This window comes from Streptomyces sp. NPDC058145, assembly GCF_042884245.1.
Taxonomy (GTDB): Bacteria; Actinomycetota; Actinomycetes; order Streptomycetales; family Streptomycetaceae; genus Streptomyces.
The window spans coordinates 206857-224799 of the sequence record NZ_JBHVUH010000013.1 but is presented as its reverse complement, the minus strand read 5'-3'; the positions used below and the strand labels follow the sequence as shown (position 1 = coordinate 224799).

Here is a 17943-nt window from a genome sequence, read left to right as displayed (position 1 = left end):
GAAGGGACACACGTGGCCGAACGAGACGTCAGCGTCGGGCAGTTGCTGCTTGCCGAGTACCAGACGATCAAGGACGAGCAGAAGACCAGGATCGGGTTCCGGGACAACCTGCTCTACGTCACGCTGACCGTCGTGGCCGCGGTGATCGCCGCCGCCGCGCAGGCCAAGCAGACCGCGATGCTGCTGGCGTTGCCGCCGGTGTGCGTCGTGCTCGGGTGGACGTACCTGGTCAACGACCAGAAGATCTCGGCCATCGGGGCCTATGTGCGCGAGGAGCTGGGGCCCCGGCTCGCCGAGACGGTGCGGGTGCGGGGCGCCGACGTCTTCCGGTGGGAGGTCGCCCACCGCGGCGACGCGCGGCGGGTGTCGCGGAAGGTCGCCCAGTGCGTGGTGGACCTGCTGGCCTTCTGCGTCGTGCCGCTCAGCGCGCTGGTCGTCTACTGGGTGGGGGACGACGTGCCGGCGGGGCTGGCGGTCCTGTCCGTCCTGGAGGCGGTCTCGGTGGCCGGGCTGGGGGTGTACATCGTCCAGTACGCCGTGCCGTTCGGGGTGGGAGGCGACGGTGCGGGAGGTGACGGGGCCGCAGGCGACGCGGGGTGAGCGACCGTGTCCACCGGGCCCCGGCGGTCACCGGTCCGGTGCCGGCGCCTCCGGGACCCAGCGGTACACCAGTTCCGGCCGGCCGACCTGGCCGTACACCGGACGCCGCTCGGCCCTTCCGGCGTCGACCAGGTGCTCCAGGTAGCGGCGGGCGGTGATCCGGGAGATGCCCACGGCCTCCGCGGCCCCGGTCGCCGCCAGGCCCTCCCTGGCGTCCCGGAGGGCGCCGGTCACCCGCTCCAGCGTCGGGCCGCTGAGGCCCTTCGGCAGCGCGGCCGGGGAGGGCGCGCGCAGTACGGCCAGTGCCCGGTCCACCTCGTCCTGCCCGCTGGCCTCGCCCACCGCCGCGTGGAACTCGGCGTACCGCACCAGCCGGTCGCGCAGCGTGGCGAAGGTGAACGGCTTCAGGACGTACTGCACGACCCCCAGCGAGACACCCTCCCGGACCACGGCCAGATCCCGCGCCGACGTCACCGCTATGACGTCCGTCTGATGCCCCGCCGCCCGCAGCGACCGGGCGAGCTGGAGCCCGTGCACATCCGGCAGGTGCAGGTCGAGCAGCAGCAGGTCCACCGCGGCACGGTCCAGGAAGCGGCGTGCCTCCGCCCCCGTGTGCGCCTTCCCGACCGCGACGAACCCCGGCACCCGCCCGACGTACATCACATGCGCGTCGGCGGCGACCGGATCGTCCTCCACCACGAGGACCCGGATCGCCGGCTGCTCCCCGGTCATCTGCCGCCACCCACCGTCGTGCGCAACGGCAACCGCACCTCGAACACCGCGCCGCCCTCCTCGGCCTCCGTCACCGTCAGCGCGCCCTCGTGACGCGTGACCGCCTGCCGTACGAGGGCCAGGCCCAGGCCCCGTCCGCCGGGCCCCGCCGGTTTCGTCGAGTACCCCCGTTGGAATACCAGGTCCGCATGGGCGGGGTCGACCCCGGCCCCCGTGTCCGAGACCCGCAGCACCATTTCGGGGCCCTGCGCGTACACCGTCACCGTGACCCGCGCTCCGGCACTGCCCTGCGCCGCGTCCACCGCGTTGTCGATGAGGTTGCCGAGGATCGTCACCAGGTCACGCGCGGACAGGCCCTCGAGCAGCCCGTCGTCCAGCCGGCTGTCCGCCGACACCACCAGCTCCACGCCCCGCTCGTTCGACTGCGCCGTCTTGCCCAGCAGCAGCGCGGCCAGCACCGGCTCGCTCACCGCCGCGACCACCTGGTCGGTCAGCGCCTGCGCCAGCTCCAGCTCCGCCGTCGCGAACTCCACCGCCTCCTCGGCCCGGCCCAGCTCGATCAGCGAGACGACCGTGTGCAGGCGGTTCGCCGCCTCGTGCGCCTGCGAGCGCAGGGCCTGGGTGAAGCCCCGCTCCGAGTCCAGCTCACCCATCAGGGACTGGAGCTCGGTCACGTCGCGCAGCGTCACCACCGTGCCCCGGCGCTCTCCGCCCGACACCGGTGAGGTGTTCACCACCAGCACCCGGGACGCCGTCAGATGCACCTCGTCCACCCGCGGCTCCGAGGACAGCAGCGCCCCGGTCAGCGGGGCCGGCAGGCCCAGGTCCGCCACCGAGCAGCCGATCAGGTCCGCGTCACCGGCGTCGCCCACCCCCAGCAGCTCCCGGCCGCCGTCGTTGATCAGCGCCACCCGGTACTGGCCGTCCAGCATCAGCAGCCCCTCGCGCACCGCGTGCAGCGCCGCCTGGTGGTAGTCGTGCATCCGGCTCAGCTCGGTCGCGTTCATGCCGTGGGTGTGGCGGCGCAGCCGGGCGTTGATCACATAGGTGCCGACCGCGCCCAGCAGCAGGGTCCCGCCGGCCACCCCCAGCAGGGCGGTGACCTGTTCCTGGACCCGGGCGCTGATCGCCTCCACCTTGATGCCGGCGCTCACCAGCCCGATGACCCGGCCGTTCTCCTCCACCGGGGTCACCGCGCGGACGGACGCGCCGAGGGTGCCGGTGTAGGTCTCGGTGAAGGTGAGGCCGCGGCGCGCGGGCGTGATGCGGCCCAGGAAGTGCCGGCCGATCTGCTTCTCGTCCGGATGGGTCCAGCGAATGCCGGACGGGTTCATGATCGTCACGAAGTCGACGTTCGTGTCCCGCATCACCCGCACCGCGTACGGTTGCAGCTCCCTGGTCGGATCGGGGGTGTGGATCGCCGAGCGGACCGAGGGGGAGTCCGCTATCGAGCGGGCCACGGCGGTCGCGTGCCGGGCCGCCGCGTCCTCCGCCTGCCGGCCGTCGCTGAGGTAGGTGAACAGCGCGTACCCGGCCACCACCACCGCGATCAGCACCGCCTGCACGGCGAACAGCTGGGTCGCCAGGCTGCGGGGCCGGGGAAGGGGCGGGAAGCGCATGTCAGCAGTGTGCCTCTCCATTCAGGCGTGAACTAAATGAACGGAAGGGTGACCGCCCTCACAGGGCGGGAGATAGTCACGGCATCCCCCGTACACCCCCGGACGTGAGCCGCACGCCGGTGATGCCGACGAAGACGTCAAGGAGGGCAGCCGTGGCCGCCAGCACCCCCGATACGGCACCTGCCGCACCCCGCGCCAAGCGGGACCGGACCCATTACCTGTACATCGCCGTCATCGTGGCGGTCGCGCTCGGCATCGCCGTGGGACTGATCTGGCCCGATGCCGCGATCGAGCTGAAGCCGCTGGGCACCGGCTTCGTCAATCTGATCAAGATGATGATCTCGCCGATCATCTTCTGCACGATCGTGCTGGGCATCGGCTCGGTGCGCAAGGCCGCGAAGGTCGGCGCCGTCGGCGGTATCGCGCTCGGCTACTTCCTGGTGATGTCGCTGGTCGCGCTCGCCATCGGGCTCGTCGTCGGCAACGTGCTGCACCCCGGGGACGGGCTGCACCTGACCGACGCGCTCAAGCAGACCGGGCACGCCCAGGTCTCCGCCGACGCGCTGCCGCCGGTCGACTTCGTGCTGTCGATCATCCCGGTCACGTTCGTGTCCGCCTTCACCGAGGGCCAGGTCCTGCAGACCCTGCTGATCGCCCTGCTCACCGGGTTCGCGCTGCAGGCCATGGGCTCGGCCGGGCAGCCGGTGCTGCGCGGTGTCGAGCACATCCAGCGGCTGGTCTTCCGCATCCTGTCCATGGTCATGTGGGCCGCTCCCATCGGCGCCTTCGGCGCCATCGCGGCCGTCGTCGGCTCCGCCGGCCTGGACGCGCTGAAGAGCCTCGCCGTGCTGATGCTCGGCTTCTACGTGACCTGCTTCCTGTTCGTCTTCATCGTGCTCGGCGCCCTGCTGCGGATCGTCGCCGGTGTGAACGTCTTCTCCCTGTTCAAGTACCTTGCCCGCGAGTTCCTGCTGATCCTCTCCACCTCCTCCTCCGAGTCCGCGCTGCCGCGGCTCATCGCGAAGATGGAGCACCTGGGCATCAGCAAGCCGGTCGTCGGCATCACCGTGCCTACCGGCTACTCCTTCAACCTCGACGGCACGATGATCTACATGACCATGGCGTCGCTGTACATCGCGGACGCCCTGGGCACCCCGATGTCCGTCGGCGAGCAGATCCCGCTGCTGCTCTTCCTGCTGCTGGCATCCAAGGGCGCCGCGGGCGTCAGCGGCGCCGGCCTGGCCACACTGGCCGGCGGTCTGCAGTCGCACAAGCCCGCACTGGTCGACGGCGTCGGCCTGATCGTCGGCATCGACCGGTTCATGAGCGAGGCCCGCGCCCTGACGAACTTCGCCGGCAACGCCGTGGCCACCGTGCTGATCGGCACCTGGACCAAGGAGATCGACAACGGCCGGGTGCGCCAGGTGCTGGCCGGCGACCTTCCGTTCGACGAGACGACGCTGCTGGACGAGCAGCAGTCCGCCGCCGGGCTGCCCGAGCCCCGCGAGGACGACGAGAAGGAGCTGGCCAAGGCCTGATCCGAAGGCTCCGGACGCCCGGCCCCGCCTGAACCCGGGCCGGGCGTCCGGTCACCCCACCGGGCGGCCGGGTCTCCCCCGTGACTCGGCCGTCCGGCTCCCATCCACTAACGTGCCGTTCCGGTCGACCGGAACGGCACGTCAGTGCTCGTTCCCCAACGCGGTACGAAAGGCAGGGCACGGGGGATGAACATCGACTGGGACCGGCGGACCTGCGCGCGCAAGGGCCATGTCACCTACGCGCCGGACGACCCCCGGCTGCGGGTGCGGCTGCACGCCCGGACGGAGCTCGGGGACGTCTGGCGCTGCCTGCGCTGCGGCGACTTCGTGCTCGGCGAGCCGCACGCCTCCGGGCCGGCCGAGGACGCACCGCTGGTGCCGCGCGGGAAGGTACTGCGGGATCTGTTCGTCCTGCGCTTCCTGGCGGTCGAGCGGGCCGTGCGCGGGGTGTTCATCGTGCTGGTCGCGGTCGCGGTGTGGAAGTTCAGCAACAGCCGGAACGCGGTGCGCCGGCTCTTCGACGAGTACCTGAACGTCTTCCGTCCGGTGTTCCGGCACTTCCACTACGACCTCGACCACTCCCCGGTGGTCGGTTCCGTGCAGAAGGTCTTCGGCTACCGGCACTCCACACTGCTGCTGGTGGCGGTACTGCTGCTGGCCTACGCGCTGATCGAACTGGTCGAGGCGGTGGGCCTCTGGTACGCCAAGCGCTGGGCGGAGTACCTGACGGTGGTCGCCACGGCCGCCTTCCTCCCGCTGGAGATCTACGAACTCACCGAGCACATCAGCTGGCTGAAGATCGCCACTCTCGTCCTCAACATCCTCGCGGTCCTCTACATCGCGCTGACCAAGCGCCTGTTCGGCCTGCGCGGCGGGCGCCGCAAGTTCGAGGAGGAGCGGCACAGCGCCTCGCTGCTGGAGGTGGAGGAGTCGGCCGGGGTGGCCGCCCACGGCTGACCCTTGCCTTGACGCCGACGTCAACACCTACCGTCGTACCCATGCGAATCGGCGAGCTGGCCGCACGGGCCGGGACCACCACCCGCGCCCTGCGCTACTACGAGACGCGGGGGCTGCTGCCCGCCCGGCGCGACGGCAAGGGACACCGCACCTACGACGAGGGCGACCTCAGGCTGGTGCGCCAGATCCGGACCCTGCAGGACTGCGGGTTCGACCTGGAGGAGACGCGGCCGTTCGTGGAGTGCCTGCGGGCCGGGCATCCCGAGGGCGACTCCTGCCCGGCGTCCCTGGTGGTCTACCGGCGCAAGCTGGACGAGCTGGACGCGCTCATCGGGCAGCTCACGGCGGTGCGGGAGACGGTCGCCGGGCAGCTCGCGCGGGCCGTGGGGGTCCCCCCGCTCGAGCGAAGCCGAGAGTGGGGGAGGGCCCGGGAGGCGCTGGCCGCCGAGTCGCTGGTTCCGGGCGGTCCGGAACCCCTGTGCGAACTGGGAGGGCTGGAGAAATGATCAAGGCTGCGGGTGTGGCCGAGGTGCGGGACGCGGACTTCGGGACGGAGGTGCTCCGGGCGGATCTGCCGGTGCTGGTGGAGTTCACCGCCGACTGGTGCCCGCCGTGCCGCCAGATGGGGCCGGTGCTCAGCGACCTGGCGTCCGAGCAGGACGGCCGGCTGAAGGTGGTGCAGCTCGACGTGGACACCAACCCCGAGACCACGAACGCGTACAAGGTGCTGTCGATGCCGACGTTCATGGTGTTCCGGGACGGTGAGCCGGTGAAGGCGATGGTGGGGGCACGACCCAAGCGGCGGCTGCTGGAGGAGCTGGCCGACGTGCTCTGAAAGCGGTCCCCGCACACCAAAAAATCCCCTGAGCAATTGCGCTCGGGGGATTTCTCTGCGTATATTCAGTGATTCGCGACTTCAATTGGGCGAAGGCGCGGCGAAGTTCACTGAGCAGAGTATATCCGGGCGGGAGCGGAATTGTCAAACACCGAATTTCCAGACGGTGAATTGCGGCGCGAGCAGGAATTCATCGACGGACTGTACGCGCGCGTCGACGAACTGCGCGGCGAGGCCGAGACCTCGGTCGCGGACGCCCTCGCGCAGGGCGACAAGCCCATGCAGGCCCGGCTGGAGCGGGACATCCTGGTCGCCGAGCGCTCCGGGCTGCTCGCCGCGCTGAACGCGGTGGACGGCTCGCTCTGCTTCGGCCGGATCGACCTGACCTCCGGTGTCAGCCATCACATCGGCCGGATCGGGCTGCGCGAGAACGACGCCGAGCGCACCCCGGTCCTCATCGACTGGCGGGCCGACGTCGCCCGCCCGTTCTACCTGGCCACCGGCCACACCCCGATGGGACTGCGCCGCCGGCGGCACCTCACCGTCGAGGGCCGGACCGTGACCTCGCTGCACGACGAGATCCTCGACCTCGGCGACGCCACCCGCACCGGCCACGAGGACCCCAGCGGCGACGCCGTCCTGCTGGCCGCGCTCGACTCGGCGCGCACCGGCCGGATGAGCGACATCGTGCAGACCATCCAGGCCGAGCAGGACGAGATCATCCGGGCCCCGCACCGCGGGGTGCTGGTGGTCGAGGGCGGCCCCGGCACCGGCAAGACCGCCGTGGCGCTGCACCGGGCGGCCTACCTGCTCTACGAGCACCGGGAACTGCTGGCCCGCCGCGCCGTGCTCATCGTCGGGCCCAACCCCGCCTTCCTGGGCTACATCGGCGAGGTGCTGCCCTCCCTCGGCGAGACCGGCGTGCTGCTGGCCACGGTCGGCGAGCTGTTCCCCGGGGTACGGGCCACCGCCACCGACACGCCCGAGGCGGCCGCCGTGAAGGGCCGCGCCGACATGGCCGACGTGCTCGCCGCCGTCGTACGCGACCGGCAGGCCCTGCCCGATCCGGTCATCACCGTCGAGCACGACCGCGAGGTGCTGATGCTGGACGACGGACTCGTGAGCGTCGCCCGTGAGCGCACCCGCGCCGCCAAGCTGCCGCACAACGCCGCCCGCGAGTACTTCGAAAGCCACATCCTCAACACGCTCACGGAGCTGTACGCCGAACGCGTGGGCACCGACCCGTACGACGGCGGCAGTCTGCTGGACCCCGCCGACGTCACCCAGATCCGCGACGAACTCGCCGAGAACCCGGAGGTCTGGTCCGCCATCGACCGGCTGTGGCCCCGGATCACCCCGTGGCGGCTGGTCGCCGACTTCCTGGCCGAGCCGGACGGCTACCTGCCCCAGGCCGACGCCGACGTGGTCCGCCGCCCGGTGACCCGGGCCTGGACCGTCGCCGACGTACCCCTCCTCGACGAGGCGGCAGAACTCCTCGGCGAGGACGACCGGATCGCCAGAAACCGTGCCGAACGCGAGCGGGAGACCCAGGTCGCGTACGCCCAGGGCGTGCTCGACGTCTCCTACGCCTCCCGCACCTACGAGTTCGAGGACAAGGACGACGCGGACAGCGAGGTCCTGTCCGCGCACGACATCATCGACGCCGAGCGGTTCGCCGAGCGGCACGAGGAGGCCGACCACCGCAGCGCCGCCGAGCGGGCCGCGGCCGACCGGACCTGGGCCTTCGGCCACATCATCGTGGACGAGGCGCAGGAGCTGTCGCCGATGGCCTGGCGGCTGCTGATGCGACGCAGTCCGACCCGCTCGATGACCCTGGTCGGCGACCCCGCCCAGACCGCGGAGGCGGCCGGTGTCGGCTCCTGGGCGGACATCCTCGCCCCCTATGTCGAGGACCGCTGGGAACACACCCGGCTCGGCGTCAACTACCGCACCCCGGCCGAGATCATGGACCTGGCCGCGGCCGTGGTCCGCGCCGAGCACCCGGACTTCGAGCCGCCGAGCTCGGTGCGCTCGACGGGGGTACGTCCCTGGGTGCGGGACGCGGGCGGCGACCTGCCCGGCGCGGTCGCCAAGGCGGTCGCCGAACTCACCCCCACCGAGGGCCGGCTCGCGGTCATCGCCCCGCGCGAGCTGCACCGGGCGCTGGCCGCCCGGCTCGACGGGGTGACGGCGGGCGCGGAACCCGACCTCACCCACACCGTCGTCCTCCTCGACCCGCGCCAGTCGAAGGGCCTGGAGTTCGACTCGGTCCTGGTCGTGGAACCGGCCCGCTACGGCACGAGCGACCTCTACGTGGCCCTCACCCGCGCCACCCAGCACCTCGGCGTCCTCCACACCGGCGACCTCCCGGCGGCGCTGAAGGCGTGACCAGCCCGCCGGCGGTGCCGGGCGAGATCAGCTCCTCCGGCGGCGCTGAAACCGAACCAGCCCCTCCGGCGTTCGAGGAGCGGGGGTGGCGGGGGGGCCGCCCCCCCCCGCGACTCCGGGTGTGTCACTTGCTGTTCTGGCAACCGCGCTTGACGGCACCGGTGGACAGCTGCTTCATGATGTCGGCAGAGATCATTTTCCTGCTCCTTCTCGCGATTCCCGAGCGCCGGTCAGGCGTTCAGGGTGAATATCGACGGCTGCTGATCCTCGGATCAGCAGGCCATGCTCACCACGGTGCCGTGGGTGACCTTCTTGGACGACGGCTTGGCGTACTTGCGCATGAAAAACACCTCCTTCGAGGACATGGACGAGAGAATTCCCGGACGCAGAACCGGCACCGGCAGATCCACCGAATCGAAAACCGGCTACCGGCGTCCGCAACTCCAGCACGGCACCCGCTCCGCCGGCTTCAGCAGTCGACACATGCAGGAAGGCTGGGATTCCGGTTTGTGCACACCCTCACCTGATTCCCGATCCGGGATATTCGGCGCGGCAATCTCTGCAACCGCTCGTCATCATTCTTGCCGCATTCAACAGGGCGGCACCAGACGTTTCCCCTGGCACAAAAGAGCCTGACATTTTTGTGTCGCACTTTCGGCAGCCGGATGGAATGCTTGCCACGCGGCCGAATACGCCGGCGCGGGTGACCCGCGCGGTGTCCCGGGTCAGAGGATTCCGCGCTGCACGGCCCGCTGTCCGAGCTGGAACCTGCTCTGCGCGTCGAGGTGCTGCGAGACCCGGGTGAGCATCCGGCGTTCCGTGCGCAGCGAGACGCCCAGTTTGCGGGCGGCGGCATCGTCCGTCAGTCCCTCGCCGAGCAGTTGCAGCAGGGCGAGCTCCGGCGGGGTGATGGCGGCGTCACCGGCCGCCGTTCCCGCGGTCAGCGGCACGGCGGTGGCCCAGACCGCCTCGAAGAGTGAGGACAGCACCGCGATCAGGGCGGGCTGGGTGACGACCAGCGCCTCGTGCTCCTGGTCGTCACCCAGTTGCACGACGGCCGTTCTGCGGTCGACCAGATGCAGCCGGGCCGAGAGGGAGGACACGGCCCGAACGGCCACGCCGTGCTCCGCCAGCGTTCTGACGCGACGCAGGATGTCGCTGTCGCCGCGGACCCGTTCGGAGCACAGCGTGCGGACCGTGACGGACCGGGAGGCCAGGCCTGCGTCACCGAGCCGTGCCCCTTCGGGCCCCCCTTCGGCACCGGGGCCGTCCGGCAGGCACAGCACGGCCTCGTGGCGGGCCGTGGCCATCAACTCCCGGATACGCGCCCGGATCGCGGGCTTTCCGTGCAGCCGCTCGACGGCGAAGCCCGATGCGGCGGCCGGCCTCGCCGTGGTGGCTTCGGCCGAACGCCCCGTAGGACGCCGGACGCTCTCGAAGTCGCCCAGGCCGCCCGCGAGGCGGACGGGTCGCCGCGGCAGGACCGCCGGACCGCCGGGATACGCGTACGCCGGTTGCGCGACCGTGGCCTCGGGTACTCGGTCGTCGGTCAGTACCAGTTCTCTCTCCCGCCACCGGAACGGTTCCGTCCCAGGGCGCTGGGCAGGCTCAAACATGCGGTGTCCCCCATCCATGTTCGTCTTACTGATCGCTCCGGCCTCGCCGGAGAGGTGGCCGGCCCACTCGGACCGGGCCGGCGACCGGGTGGTCCGCCGGGGCGGCCCGTCGTCGGCCCGGCGGCATGCCGGCCGGGATGCGCGGTGCCCGGCCGCCGGTGTCCGAGGAGACGGCCTCGCCGGTGCTCATCGGGCGTCCTTCGCCGCACGGCTGGAGGGTGCGCGCCGGTCGGCCGGAGGGGCGGCGGCGGCCGGCGCCCCGCCCGTCTCCGGCCACGGCGCGCTGAAGCCGAGTTCGTCCGACATGTCACGGGCCGCGGCCAGCACGGTCCGCACGGCCGTCTCTCGGTCCGAGGGATCGTGCATGCGGCTCCCCGCCGCGGCGAGGGTGACACTGGCGGCGACCGCTCCGGTGGAGGTGAAGATCGGCGACGCCACCGCCCACACGCCGCGGTCCAGTTCGTCGTCGCACACGTCGTAACCGCGTGCCCGGACGAGCGCGAGATGGTCCAGGACCGCGTCGACGGTGGTCGGTGTCTCCTCCGTGAAGGCGGTCAGCGGGCGCCGGTCGAGCAGGCCGCGGACCTTCGTCTCGGGCCAGTAGGCCAGCAGCGCGCGCCCGGCCGCGGCGGCGTGCAGCGGCATCTCCTGCCCTATGCGTACGAACAGGCGCAACGGATGACGGCCCTCGGCCAGCGCGACGCACACCGGCCGGTCCCCGATCAGCTCGGTGAGGAACACCGTCTCACCGCTCGCCTCCGCGGCCGCGACGACCGCCCGGTGCGGACTGACGAGAAGCGCCGACTGGTGCTGGCTCTGCTCGGTGAGCTGACGGGCGATCGGTCCCAGGAAGTACCGGCGGTTCAGCGTCGAGCGGGTGACGAAGTCCTCCTCGGCCAGGGTGGCGAGCAGACGGTGCAGGCTCCCGACCGGAATACCCAGCTCTTCATGCAGCTCCTGCAGCGTCGCACCCCTCGGTCTGGGTGCCAGGGCCCGCAGGACGCTCAGAGCGCGGACCACGACTTGCATGAAGATCTCCTAGGTTCGTTCCTGGGCAGCCGGCGGTGGCGCGACTGTGCGCCGAACGGCCGGAGGCCTCGCTCCGGGGCATCCGGCACACGGCAGCGGCGATCACCGGTCCGGTACCAGGAGGACACCGGCCTCCGCGCCGCGTCGGCGGAGCGTTTCGGCCAGGGGCACGCCGAGCGAGGGCAAGTGCCGCTTCCGTACCGGATGATGCTGTCCGGTCACGGGGAACCGCGATGCATGCGCCCCCTCCGCCATGCGAAAGCTCCCCCTCCACCTCACGGAATGACGCAAATATGCGCTGACGGATCAATCACCGTCAAGAGCCGTCGAGGCGCGTTGACCGCCGTCGACGCCGCAGGCGAAATCGCAGCTCACGGACACTGCTCCCATTATTTCCGGGTGGCGGACCCCGGCGGGCGGAAATCTTTCGCGACGCGGAATCCGTCGCTTGGTATGCATCTCGCAAAGAACGGCCGGGGGGCCTCTTGACGGGCCGTCCCACGGGACGTCCGGAGATCACCGAGATCACCGTCCGGGGCCCGCCCGACCGGCCGGGCTGCCGCACTGTCCGACCGGCGCGGACGCCGGCGGGCAGCAGCCCGGCGCAGCCACTGCCTAGCTGTGCGGGCACTCCTTCCAGGCCAGGTGGTACACCGTGCTGATGTCGCCGTCGGTCGAGTCCATCGTCATGAAGCTGACCTTGCCGGGGTTGGCGCTGCCCGCGTTCACCCGTAGCTCGGTGTTGATGTTGAAGTTGCGCAGCACTCCGCAGGGCGCCCAGACCAGTTGGGCCCAGTCGGTGCTGTCGGTCGCCTGCCAGTCGTCGTTGTAGGCGCCGCCGAACGGGTGGGTCCTCGACGCGGTGTTGGACGAGCCCTGGAAGTAGTACGACGCCTTCTGGGTGGCGGTCGCGCCGGGCTGGAGCGAGAGGAAGCCACGGTAGTCCGCGCTGGCGACCGCGTACGTGAAGCCCTGCGGGACGTGCACGACCAGGTTGAGCTGGCAGTTCTTACGGAAGGCCGTGGGGTCGGAGTTGCCGCCGGCCTGGGCCAGGTAGTCGCTGTAGGTCACCGTGAAGGCGGTGTTGTCCGGGGAGACGGCGACGGCGGCCGTGCCGGCCGGACAGCCGGAGCCGTTCACCGTGGCGACGTCGATGACGATCTTGTCCGGAGGCGGGTCGTCGAAGACGGACGAGGGGGACTGGGCGGGTAGCGCGGTGGTGAGCAGAGCGGCTACGGCGCCGCTCAGCAGGAGTCCACCAGCCATGGTTTCTCCAGGTTGTCGAGTGGGGGGTTCGACCTCCGACCCATCCGTTCACCATTGAAGAAACTGTGTTGGACCTGTGAAGGAAGGGGAGGCGATGGGCATCGTAGGAAGCCCCACTCCGGCCCGGCAGGGCGAACTCCGGCCATTCACACCGGGCTTTTCACGCACCGCACCCCCCGGCATCCCACCCGGCTCTCAGGGGTTCTCAGGGGTTCTCCCAGGCCGCCGGTTCCGCCGCCAGCGCCCGTACCGGCTCGGGCAGCGCGCCGGCCGCGAGGTCGGCGACGGTGACGCCCTCCAGGATGCGGCGCACGTTGGCGCGCAGGGCGATCCACAGCGGGAGCAGGGGCTCGGCCGTGCCCGTGTACGCCAGCCCCGTCGGGCGCTCTCCGCGCACGGAGACGATCGGGCCGTCCACCGCCCGGATGACATCCGCCACAGTGATGGCGGCCGCGGCCCGGGCCAGCCGGTAGCCACCGCCCCCGCCGCGCCTGCTGTCGACGACCCCCGCCCGCCTGAGGTCACCCAGGATGCCCTCCAGGAACTTGTGGGGGATGTCCTGCTCGACAGCGATTTCCTCTGCCTTCACCGGGCCGTTACCCTCCCGTACGGCCAGCTCCAGAACCGCCCGTACCGCGTAGTCCGCCCGCGCCGAGATCCTCATGAGTCCATTGTGGGGCGTATCTCCATGGAGAATGGCCGGACCGCGCCCCCGTAAGATCGCCCGGGAGGATCCACCTTGGCGCTCAGCAGACGTACCTTCAGTGCCCTGGCCGGCTCGGCCGCGCTCGGCTTCGCCCTGGGCGGCAGCGGCGGCCCCGGGGCGCCCTCGGCGTTCGCGGCGCGCAGTGTGCCCACCGGTCCGGCGCCGGCCCCGCCGAGCGCCGACGGCGAGCGCCACACGATCGGGTACGACGCCTACTCGCTCCTGGTCGACGGCAGGCGCCTGGTGGTGTGGTCCGGCGAGATGCACCCCTTCCGGCTGCCCAGCCCCTCCCTGTGGCGCGACGTGCTCCAGAAGATGCGGGCGCACGGCTACAACGCCGTGAGCATCTACGTGGCGTGGAACTACCACTCCCCCGCCCCAGGCGAGTACGACTTCACCGGCGTGCGGGACCTCGACCTGTTCCTGCGCATGGCCACCGAGACCGGGCTCTACGTCCTGCTGCGGCCCGGCCCGTACGTCAACGCGGAGATCGACGGCGGCGGCTTCCCGGGCTGGCTGACGGCGGCCGAGGGCACGGCCCGCACCGCCGACCCGGCCTATCTCTCGCACGTGGACGAGTGGCTGACGCAGGTGAACCGGATCGCCCGCCGGCACTTGTTCACCCAGGGCAGGGGCACGGTCCTGCTCTACCAGATCGAGAACGAGTACGACTCCCACGTCGACGAGGCGTCCGGCCGGGACTACATGTCCCATCTGTACAAGAAGGTCCGCTCCGACGGGATCGACGTCCCGCTCTTCCACAACGACAAGGGCCGCAACGGCCACTGGATCCCCGGCTCGTTCGACACGGGCGGGGAGAAGGGCGGCTGGCTCTACGGGTTCGACGGATATCCCTCGCCGGCCCAGGTGCCGCCGGACTGGGGGCACTACGGGCCCGGCGGCCTCACCGGCGGCGCCACCGCCTCACCGCACACGCCCGGCTTCGTGCCCGAGTTCGGCGGCGGCTGGTTCGACCCGTGGGGCGGGGCCTGGTTCGACGGCAAGGGGTACGCCGAGTCCCGGCGCACCCGGGACTCGGCCTACGAGCGCCGCTTCTACCTCACCAACCTCGCCAACGGCCTCACCCTGCACAACGTGTACATGACCTTCGGCGGCACCTCCTGGGGCTGGCTGCCGGCGCCGGTCGTCTACACCTCGTACGACTACGGGGCGGCCATCGACGAGGGGCGCAACGTCACCGAGAAGATGGCCCCGATGCACCAGCTCGGGCATCTGCTGCAGCGCGTGCCCGACTTCGCCCGGCTGGACCGGGCGGCCGACGTCGAGGCCGAGGGGCTGAAGGTCTACCACCTGACCAACCCGGACACGGGCAGCCATGTGTACGTGGCCCGCAACGACGGCTCGGCCCCGGTCACCACCGACCTGCCGACCCACGCCGGCAAGCTGCGGATCACCGTGCCCGCGCGCGACGCCCGCATGCTGACCACCGGGCTCTCCCTCGGCAGCCGGACGCTGAAGTACAGCACCGCGCAGCCCGTGATGTGCCTGACCGCGGGACGGCAGGAGATCGCGGTGTTCGCGGGACGCCGCGACGACATGGCGGAGCTGGTGCTGAAGTGCCCGGTCGAGCCGTACGTCATGCGGCTCGACCCGGAGGCTGCCTGGGCGTTCGAGGGCGACCAGCTGCATGTGAACGTGCCCCTCGGACGGGGCGGCCTGACCCGGGTGTCGGTCGCGCAGGGCGAGAGCGACACCCCGCTGCTGCTGCTCTTCGCCGACGACGCCACCTCGGTGCGCATGTTCCCGTACGACACCCCGTCCGGGACGCTGCTGGTGTACGGCCCGGCACTGCTGCGCCACGCCGAGGTGCGCGGCTCCGAGGTCCATCTGACGGGTGACGTCACCGGGACGACCAGCGTGGAGGTGTGGGGACCGCGCGGCATCACCAGCCTGGTGTGGAACGGGCGCAAGGTGCCGACCCGGGTCACCATGTCCGGCAGCCTGATGACGACCGGGCTGCTGCCCGCCGCGCCGGCGGTGGCGCTGCCCGCGCTGGGCGGCTGGAGGATGCGGACGGAGAACCCGGAGGCGGGCCCGAACTTCGACGACTCGAAGTGGCGGGTCGCCGACCGGACCACCTCGTACAGCACGACGCCCGTCCCGAAGGGCGGGCCGGTGCTGTTCGCGGACGACTACGGCTTCCACTACGGGGACGTCTGGTACCGGGGCACCTTCACGGACGCCTCCGGCCTCGAGGAGATCTCGCTCGCCTACACCACCGGCACCCAGGGCCTGCTGATGGCATGGCTGGACGGGGAGCCGCTGGGCACCCACCGGATGCCGGTGCCGGACAAGAACACCACCATCCGCAAGGGAAGCTGGGACGCCACGGCGGTGTTCCCGGTGGCCGATCGGCTGCGCGGGTCCGGCCGGCACGTGCTGTCGGTGCTGGTCCGGCGCATGCAGCACGACCAGGACGGCAAGGCGCGGGACACCCACAAGGTGGCCCGCGGGCTCACCGCCGCCCTCTTCGAGGGGGTCTCGCCGAAGGTGACGTGGCGCATCCAGGGCGAGGCGGCACCGGACCCGGTGCGCGGGCCCCAGAACAACGGCGGTCTGTTCGGCGAGCGGGAGGGCTGGCACCTGCCCGGCTTCCCCGACCGCGACTGGAAGCCGGTAGGCCTCCCCCGGGCCGAGCGGCGGCAGGGCGTGACCTGGTACCGGACCACGTTCCGGCTGTCCGTGCCGGGCGACATCGACGCCTCCATCGGCCTGACCCTGGAGGACGACCCGTACCGGGCCTACCGGGCGCAGATCTTCCTCAACGGCTGGAACATGGGCCAGTACATCAACAACGTCGGCCCGCAGCACACCTTCGTGCTGCCGAACGGCATCCTGCGCACCCGTGGCACCAACACCCTGGCGCTGGCGGTCCTGTCGGAGTTCACCACGGAGGCCGGTCCGGGCAAGGTGGGCCTGACCCTGCTGGGCAGGGCGGCCGGCGGGACACCGGTGACCCCGGTGCCCTCCCCCGGCCGCTGAGCCCCGCCGCTACGCCAGCCGGATCACGTTCCAGGACAGCGGCTCCAGTACGGCGGTGAGGACGCCGTCGGTGAGGGCGGTGCCCTGGACCTGGTGCGGGGTGACCCGCTCGGGGTGGTCCAGGGTGTTGCGGGCGTCGGGGTCGGCGTCCGCGAGCGCGCTGTGCCCGGTGACGGTGGTCAGGTCGAGGCCGTTCAGGGCGACTTCGAGCGGCAGCGGTGCGGTGCGGCCGCGGTTGACCGCGAAGACGGTGACCGTGCCGTCCGCCGCGCGCACGGCGGTGGCGTGCAGCAGGTCGGTCTCGCCGTACTTCCGCGTCTCGTACGTCGGCGAGTCCACGCGGACGTCGAGGACCTCGCCGCGCCCGTACCGGGAGGCCTGCGCGAACGGGAAGAACGTCGTCTGCCGCCAGGCCGGGCCGCCGGGCTCGGTCATGATCGGGGCGATCACGTTGACGAGCTGGGCGAGGCAGGCCACGGTGACCCGGTCGGCGTGCCGCAGCAGGGCGATCAGCAGCGAGCCGAGGACGACGGCGTCGGTGACGCTGTAGTTGTCCTCCAGCAGCCGGGGGGCCTCGGGCCAGTCGCCCTGGTCGATGGTCCGCGCGTGCTCCTCCCACTTGGAGAGGTACCAGACGTTCCACTCGTCGAAGGAGAGGTTGATCCTCTTCTTCGACTTCAGACGGGCGCCGACGTGGTCGGCGGTGGCCACCACGTTCTCGATGAACGACTCCATGTCGACCGCGGAGGCGAGGAAGGAGTCCAGGTCGCCGTCGACGGGCTCGTAGTAGGCGTGCAGGGAGACGTGGTCGACGAGTTCGTACGTCTCCTCCAGGACCGTCGCCTCCCAGCCGGCGAAGGTCGGCATGGCCTGGCTGGAGGATCCGCAGGCGACCAGCTCGACGCCGGGGTCGAGCCGGCGCATCGCCCGGGCCGTCTCGGCCGCGATCCGGCCGTACTCCTCGGCCGTCTTGTGGCCGGTCTGCCAGGGGCCGTCCATCTCGTTGCCGAGGCACCACAGCCGGATACCGAAGGGTTCCTTGTCGCCGTGGGCGGCGCGCAGGTCGGCGAGGGCGGTACCGGCGGGGTGGTTGGCGTACTCCTGCAGTTCCAGGGCCTCGGCGACGCCCCTGGTGCCGAGGTTGACGGCCGTCATGGGCTCGGCCTGGGGGCCGATCTTCCGCAGGAAGGCGATGTACTCGGAGAGGCCGAACCGGTTGGTCTCCGTGGAGTGCCAGGCGAGGTCGAGCCGGCGGGGGCGGTCCTCGACGGGGCCGACGGAGTCCTCCCACCGGTAGCCGGAGACGAAGTTGCCGCCGGGGTAGCGGATCGCCGTCACCCCGAGCTCGCGTACCAGGTCGAGGACGTCGGTGCGGATGCCTTCGGCGTCGGCGGTGGGGTGGTCCGGCTCGAAGATGCCCGTGTAGACGCAGCGGCCGAGGTGTTCCACGAAGGAGCCGAACAGGCGGGGGTTCACTTCGCCGATGGTGAAGGCGGGGTCGAGGGTGAAGCGGGCGGTGCGGCTGCTCATGGGGGCCTTTCGGGCGTGTGTTGGGTTGAACGAACCTCACAGGCGGCCGAAGGGCCGCCGAGTGCGTGGCCGCGGGCATGCGTGCCCACGTGGCCGCGGGCATGCATGCCTCCCCAGCGCCTTG

General features: G+C 71.4%; 14 protein-coding genes. 7 read left to right on the top strand and 7 right to left on the bottom strand.

Going from position 1 to position 17943, the window contains the following annotated elements; genetic code table 11:
• The first annotated feature begins 12 nt into the window (after positions 1 to 12).
• On the top strand, positions 13 to 600 hold the full coding sequence (locus ACFVVO_RS28480; RefSeq protein WP_390058617.1) for a hypothetical protein: 588 nt from the start codon (positions 13 to 15) through the stop codon (positions 598 to 600).
• Positions 601 to 627: 27 nt separating this feature from the next.
• Here the strand turns inward: ACFVVO_RS28480 and ACFVVO_RS28475 are convergent, their stop codons facing one another.
• Positions 628 to 1332, bottom strand: a complete 705-nt coding sequence (locus tag ACFVVO_RS28475; RefSeq protein ID WP_390058615.1) for a response regulator — start codon at positions 1330 to 1332, stop codon at positions 628 to 630.
• Positions 1329 to 2951: an ATP-binding protein gene (locus ACFVVO_RS28470; protein WP_390058614.1), complete on the bottom strand. Its 1623-nt coding sequence runs from the start codon at positions 2949 to 2951 to the stop codon at positions 1329 to 1331. The genes ACFVVO_RS28475 and ACFVVO_RS28470 overlap by 4 nt, the downstream gene beginning before the upstream one ends.
• A 122-nt stretch (positions 2952 to 3073) precedes the next feature.
• Between ACFVVO_RS28470 and ACFVVO_RS28465 the strand changes: the two genes are divergently transcribed.
• The 5 genes from ACFVVO_RS28465 (at position 3074) to ACFVVO_RS28445 (ending at position 8669) form a co-directional block, all read left to right on the top strand.
• Positions 3074 to 4489, top strand: a complete 1416-nt coding sequence (locus ACFVVO_RS28465; RefSeq protein ID WP_390058732.1) for a cation:dicarboxylate symporter family transporter — start codon at positions 3074 to 3076, stop codon at positions 4487 to 4489.
• A 186-nt stretch (positions 4490 to 4675) separates the two neighbouring features.
• Positions 4676 to 5446 (top strand): DUF2127 domain-containing protein, encoded by a 771-nt coding sequence (locus tag ACFVVO_RS28460; protein ID WP_390058613.1) that lies wholly within the window; start codon positions 4676 to 4678, stop codon positions 5444 to 5446.
• Positions 5447 to 5487: 41 nt separating this feature from the next.
• The gene (locus ACFVVO_RS28455; RefSeq protein WP_390058612.1) at positions 5488 to 5952 is read left to right on the top strand and encodes a MerR family transcriptional regulator; all 465 of its coding nucleotides are present in this window, start codon (positions 5488 to 5490) and stop codon (positions 5950 to 5952) included.
• Positions 5949 to 6281: a thioredoxin gene (trxA, locus tag ACFVVO_RS28450; protein WP_358936055.1), complete on the top strand. Its 333-nt coding sequence runs from the start codon at positions 5949 to 5951 to the stop codon at positions 6279 to 6281. The genes ACFVVO_RS28455 and trxA overlap by 4 nt, the downstream gene beginning before the upstream one ends.
• Positions 6282 to 6452: 171 nt before the next feature.
• Complete coding sequence (locus tag ACFVVO_RS28445; RefSeq protein ID WP_390058610.1) at positions 6453 to 8669, top strand: HelD family protein; 2217 nt, start codon at positions 6453 to 6455, stop codon at positions 8667 to 8669.
• 725 nt (positions 8670 to 9394) lie between these two features.
• Here ACFVVO_RS28445 and ACFVVO_RS28440 read toward each other — a convergent pair.
• From ACFVVO_RS28440 to ACFVVO_RS28425, 4 genes are all read right to left on the bottom strand, one after another.
• Positions 9395 to 10285, bottom strand: coding sequence for a hypothetical protein (locus tag ACFVVO_RS28440; protein WP_390058609.1), 891 nt, complete (start codon positions 10283 to 10285; stop codon positions 9395 to 9397).
• Between the two features lie 186 nt (positions 10286 to 10471).
• Entirely contained in the window at positions 10472 to 11314 is an 843-nt protein-coding gene (locus ACFVVO_RS28435; protein ID WP_390058607.1) for an IclR family transcriptional regulator, read from the bottom strand.
• Positions 11315 to 11929: 615 nt separating this feature from the next.
• Positions 11930 to 12580 carry a DUF4360 domain-containing protein gene (locus ACFVVO_RS28430; RefSeq protein WP_390058605.1) on the bottom strand — a complete coding sequence of 217 codons (651 nt, stop codon included), beginning with the start codon at positions 12578 to 12580 and terminating at the stop codon, positions 11930 to 11932.
• Between the two features lie 205 nt (positions 12581 to 12785).
• Positions 12786 to 13244, bottom strand: coding sequence for an Rrf2 family transcriptional regulator (locus ACFVVO_RS28425; protein WP_199210411.1), 459 nt, complete (start codon positions 13242 to 13244; stop codon positions 12786 to 12788).
• Positions 13245 to 13319: 75 nt separating this feature from the next.
• Here ACFVVO_RS28425 and ACFVVO_RS28420 point away from each other — a divergent pair, with 75 nt between their 5' ends.
• Positions 13320 to 16289 (top strand): beta-galactosidase, encoded by a 2970-nt coding sequence (locus tag ACFVVO_RS28420; RefSeq protein ID WP_390058603.1) that lies wholly within the window; start codon positions 13320 to 13322, stop codon positions 16287 to 16289.
• A gap of 9 nt (positions 16290 to 16298) precedes the next feature.
• Here the strand turns inward: ACFVVO_RS28420 and ACFVVO_RS28415 are convergent, their stop codons facing one another.
• Positions 16299 to 17819 carry an alpha-N-arabinofuranosidase gene (locus ACFVVO_RS28415; protein ID WP_390058602.1) on the bottom strand — a complete coding sequence of 507 codons (1521 nt, stop codon included), beginning with the start codon at positions 17817 to 17819 and terminating at the stop codon, positions 16299 to 16301.
• Between the last annotated feature and the right edge of the window lie 124 nt (positions 17820 to 17943).

Coding starts and splice junctions, on each gene's coding strand:
- ACFVVO_RS28475 (WP_390058615.1), bottom strand. CDS start 1,332: ATGACCGGGGAGCAGCCGGCGATCCGGGTCCTCGTGGTGGAGGACGAT.
- ACFVVO_RS28470 (WP_390058614.1), bottom strand. CDS start 2,951: ATGCGCTTCCCGCCCCTTCCCCGGCCCCGCAGCCTGGCGACCCAGCTG.
- ACFVVO_RS28465 (WP_390058732.1), top strand. CDS start 3,074: ATGCCGACGAAGACGTCAAGGAGGGCAGCCGTGGCCGCCAGCACCCCC.
- ACFVVO_RS28460 (WP_390058613.1), top strand. CDS start 4,676: ATGAACATCGACTGGGACCGGCGGACCTGCGCGCGCAAGGGCCATGTC.
- ACFVVO_RS28455 (WP_390058612.1), top strand. CDS start 5,488: ATGCGAATCGGCGAGCTGGCCGCACGGGCCGGGACCACCACCCGCGCC.
- trxA (WP_358936055.1), top strand. CDS start 5,949: ATGATCAAGGCTGCGGGTGTGGCCGAGGTGCGGGACGCGGACTTCGGG.
- ACFVVO_RS28440 (WP_390058609.1), bottom strand. CDS start 10,285: ATGTTTGAGCCTGCCCAGCGCCCTGGGACGGAACCGTTCCGGTGGCGG.
- ACFVVO_RS28435 (WP_390058607.1), bottom strand. CDS start 11,314: ATGCAAGTCGTGGTCCGCGCTCTGAGCGTCCTGCGGGCCCTGGCACCC.
- ACFVVO_RS28430 (WP_390058605.1), bottom strand. CDS start 12,580: ATGGCTGGTGGACTCCTGCTGAGCGGCGCCGTAGCCGCTCTGCTCACC.
- ACFVVO_RS28425 (WP_199210411.1), bottom strand. CDS start 13,244: ATGAGGATCTCGGCGCGGGCGGACTACGCGGTACGGGCGGTTCTGGAG.
- ACFVVO_RS28415 (WP_390058602.1), bottom strand. CDS start 17,819: ATGAGCAGCCGCACCGCCCGCTTCACCCTCGACCCCGCCTTCACCATC.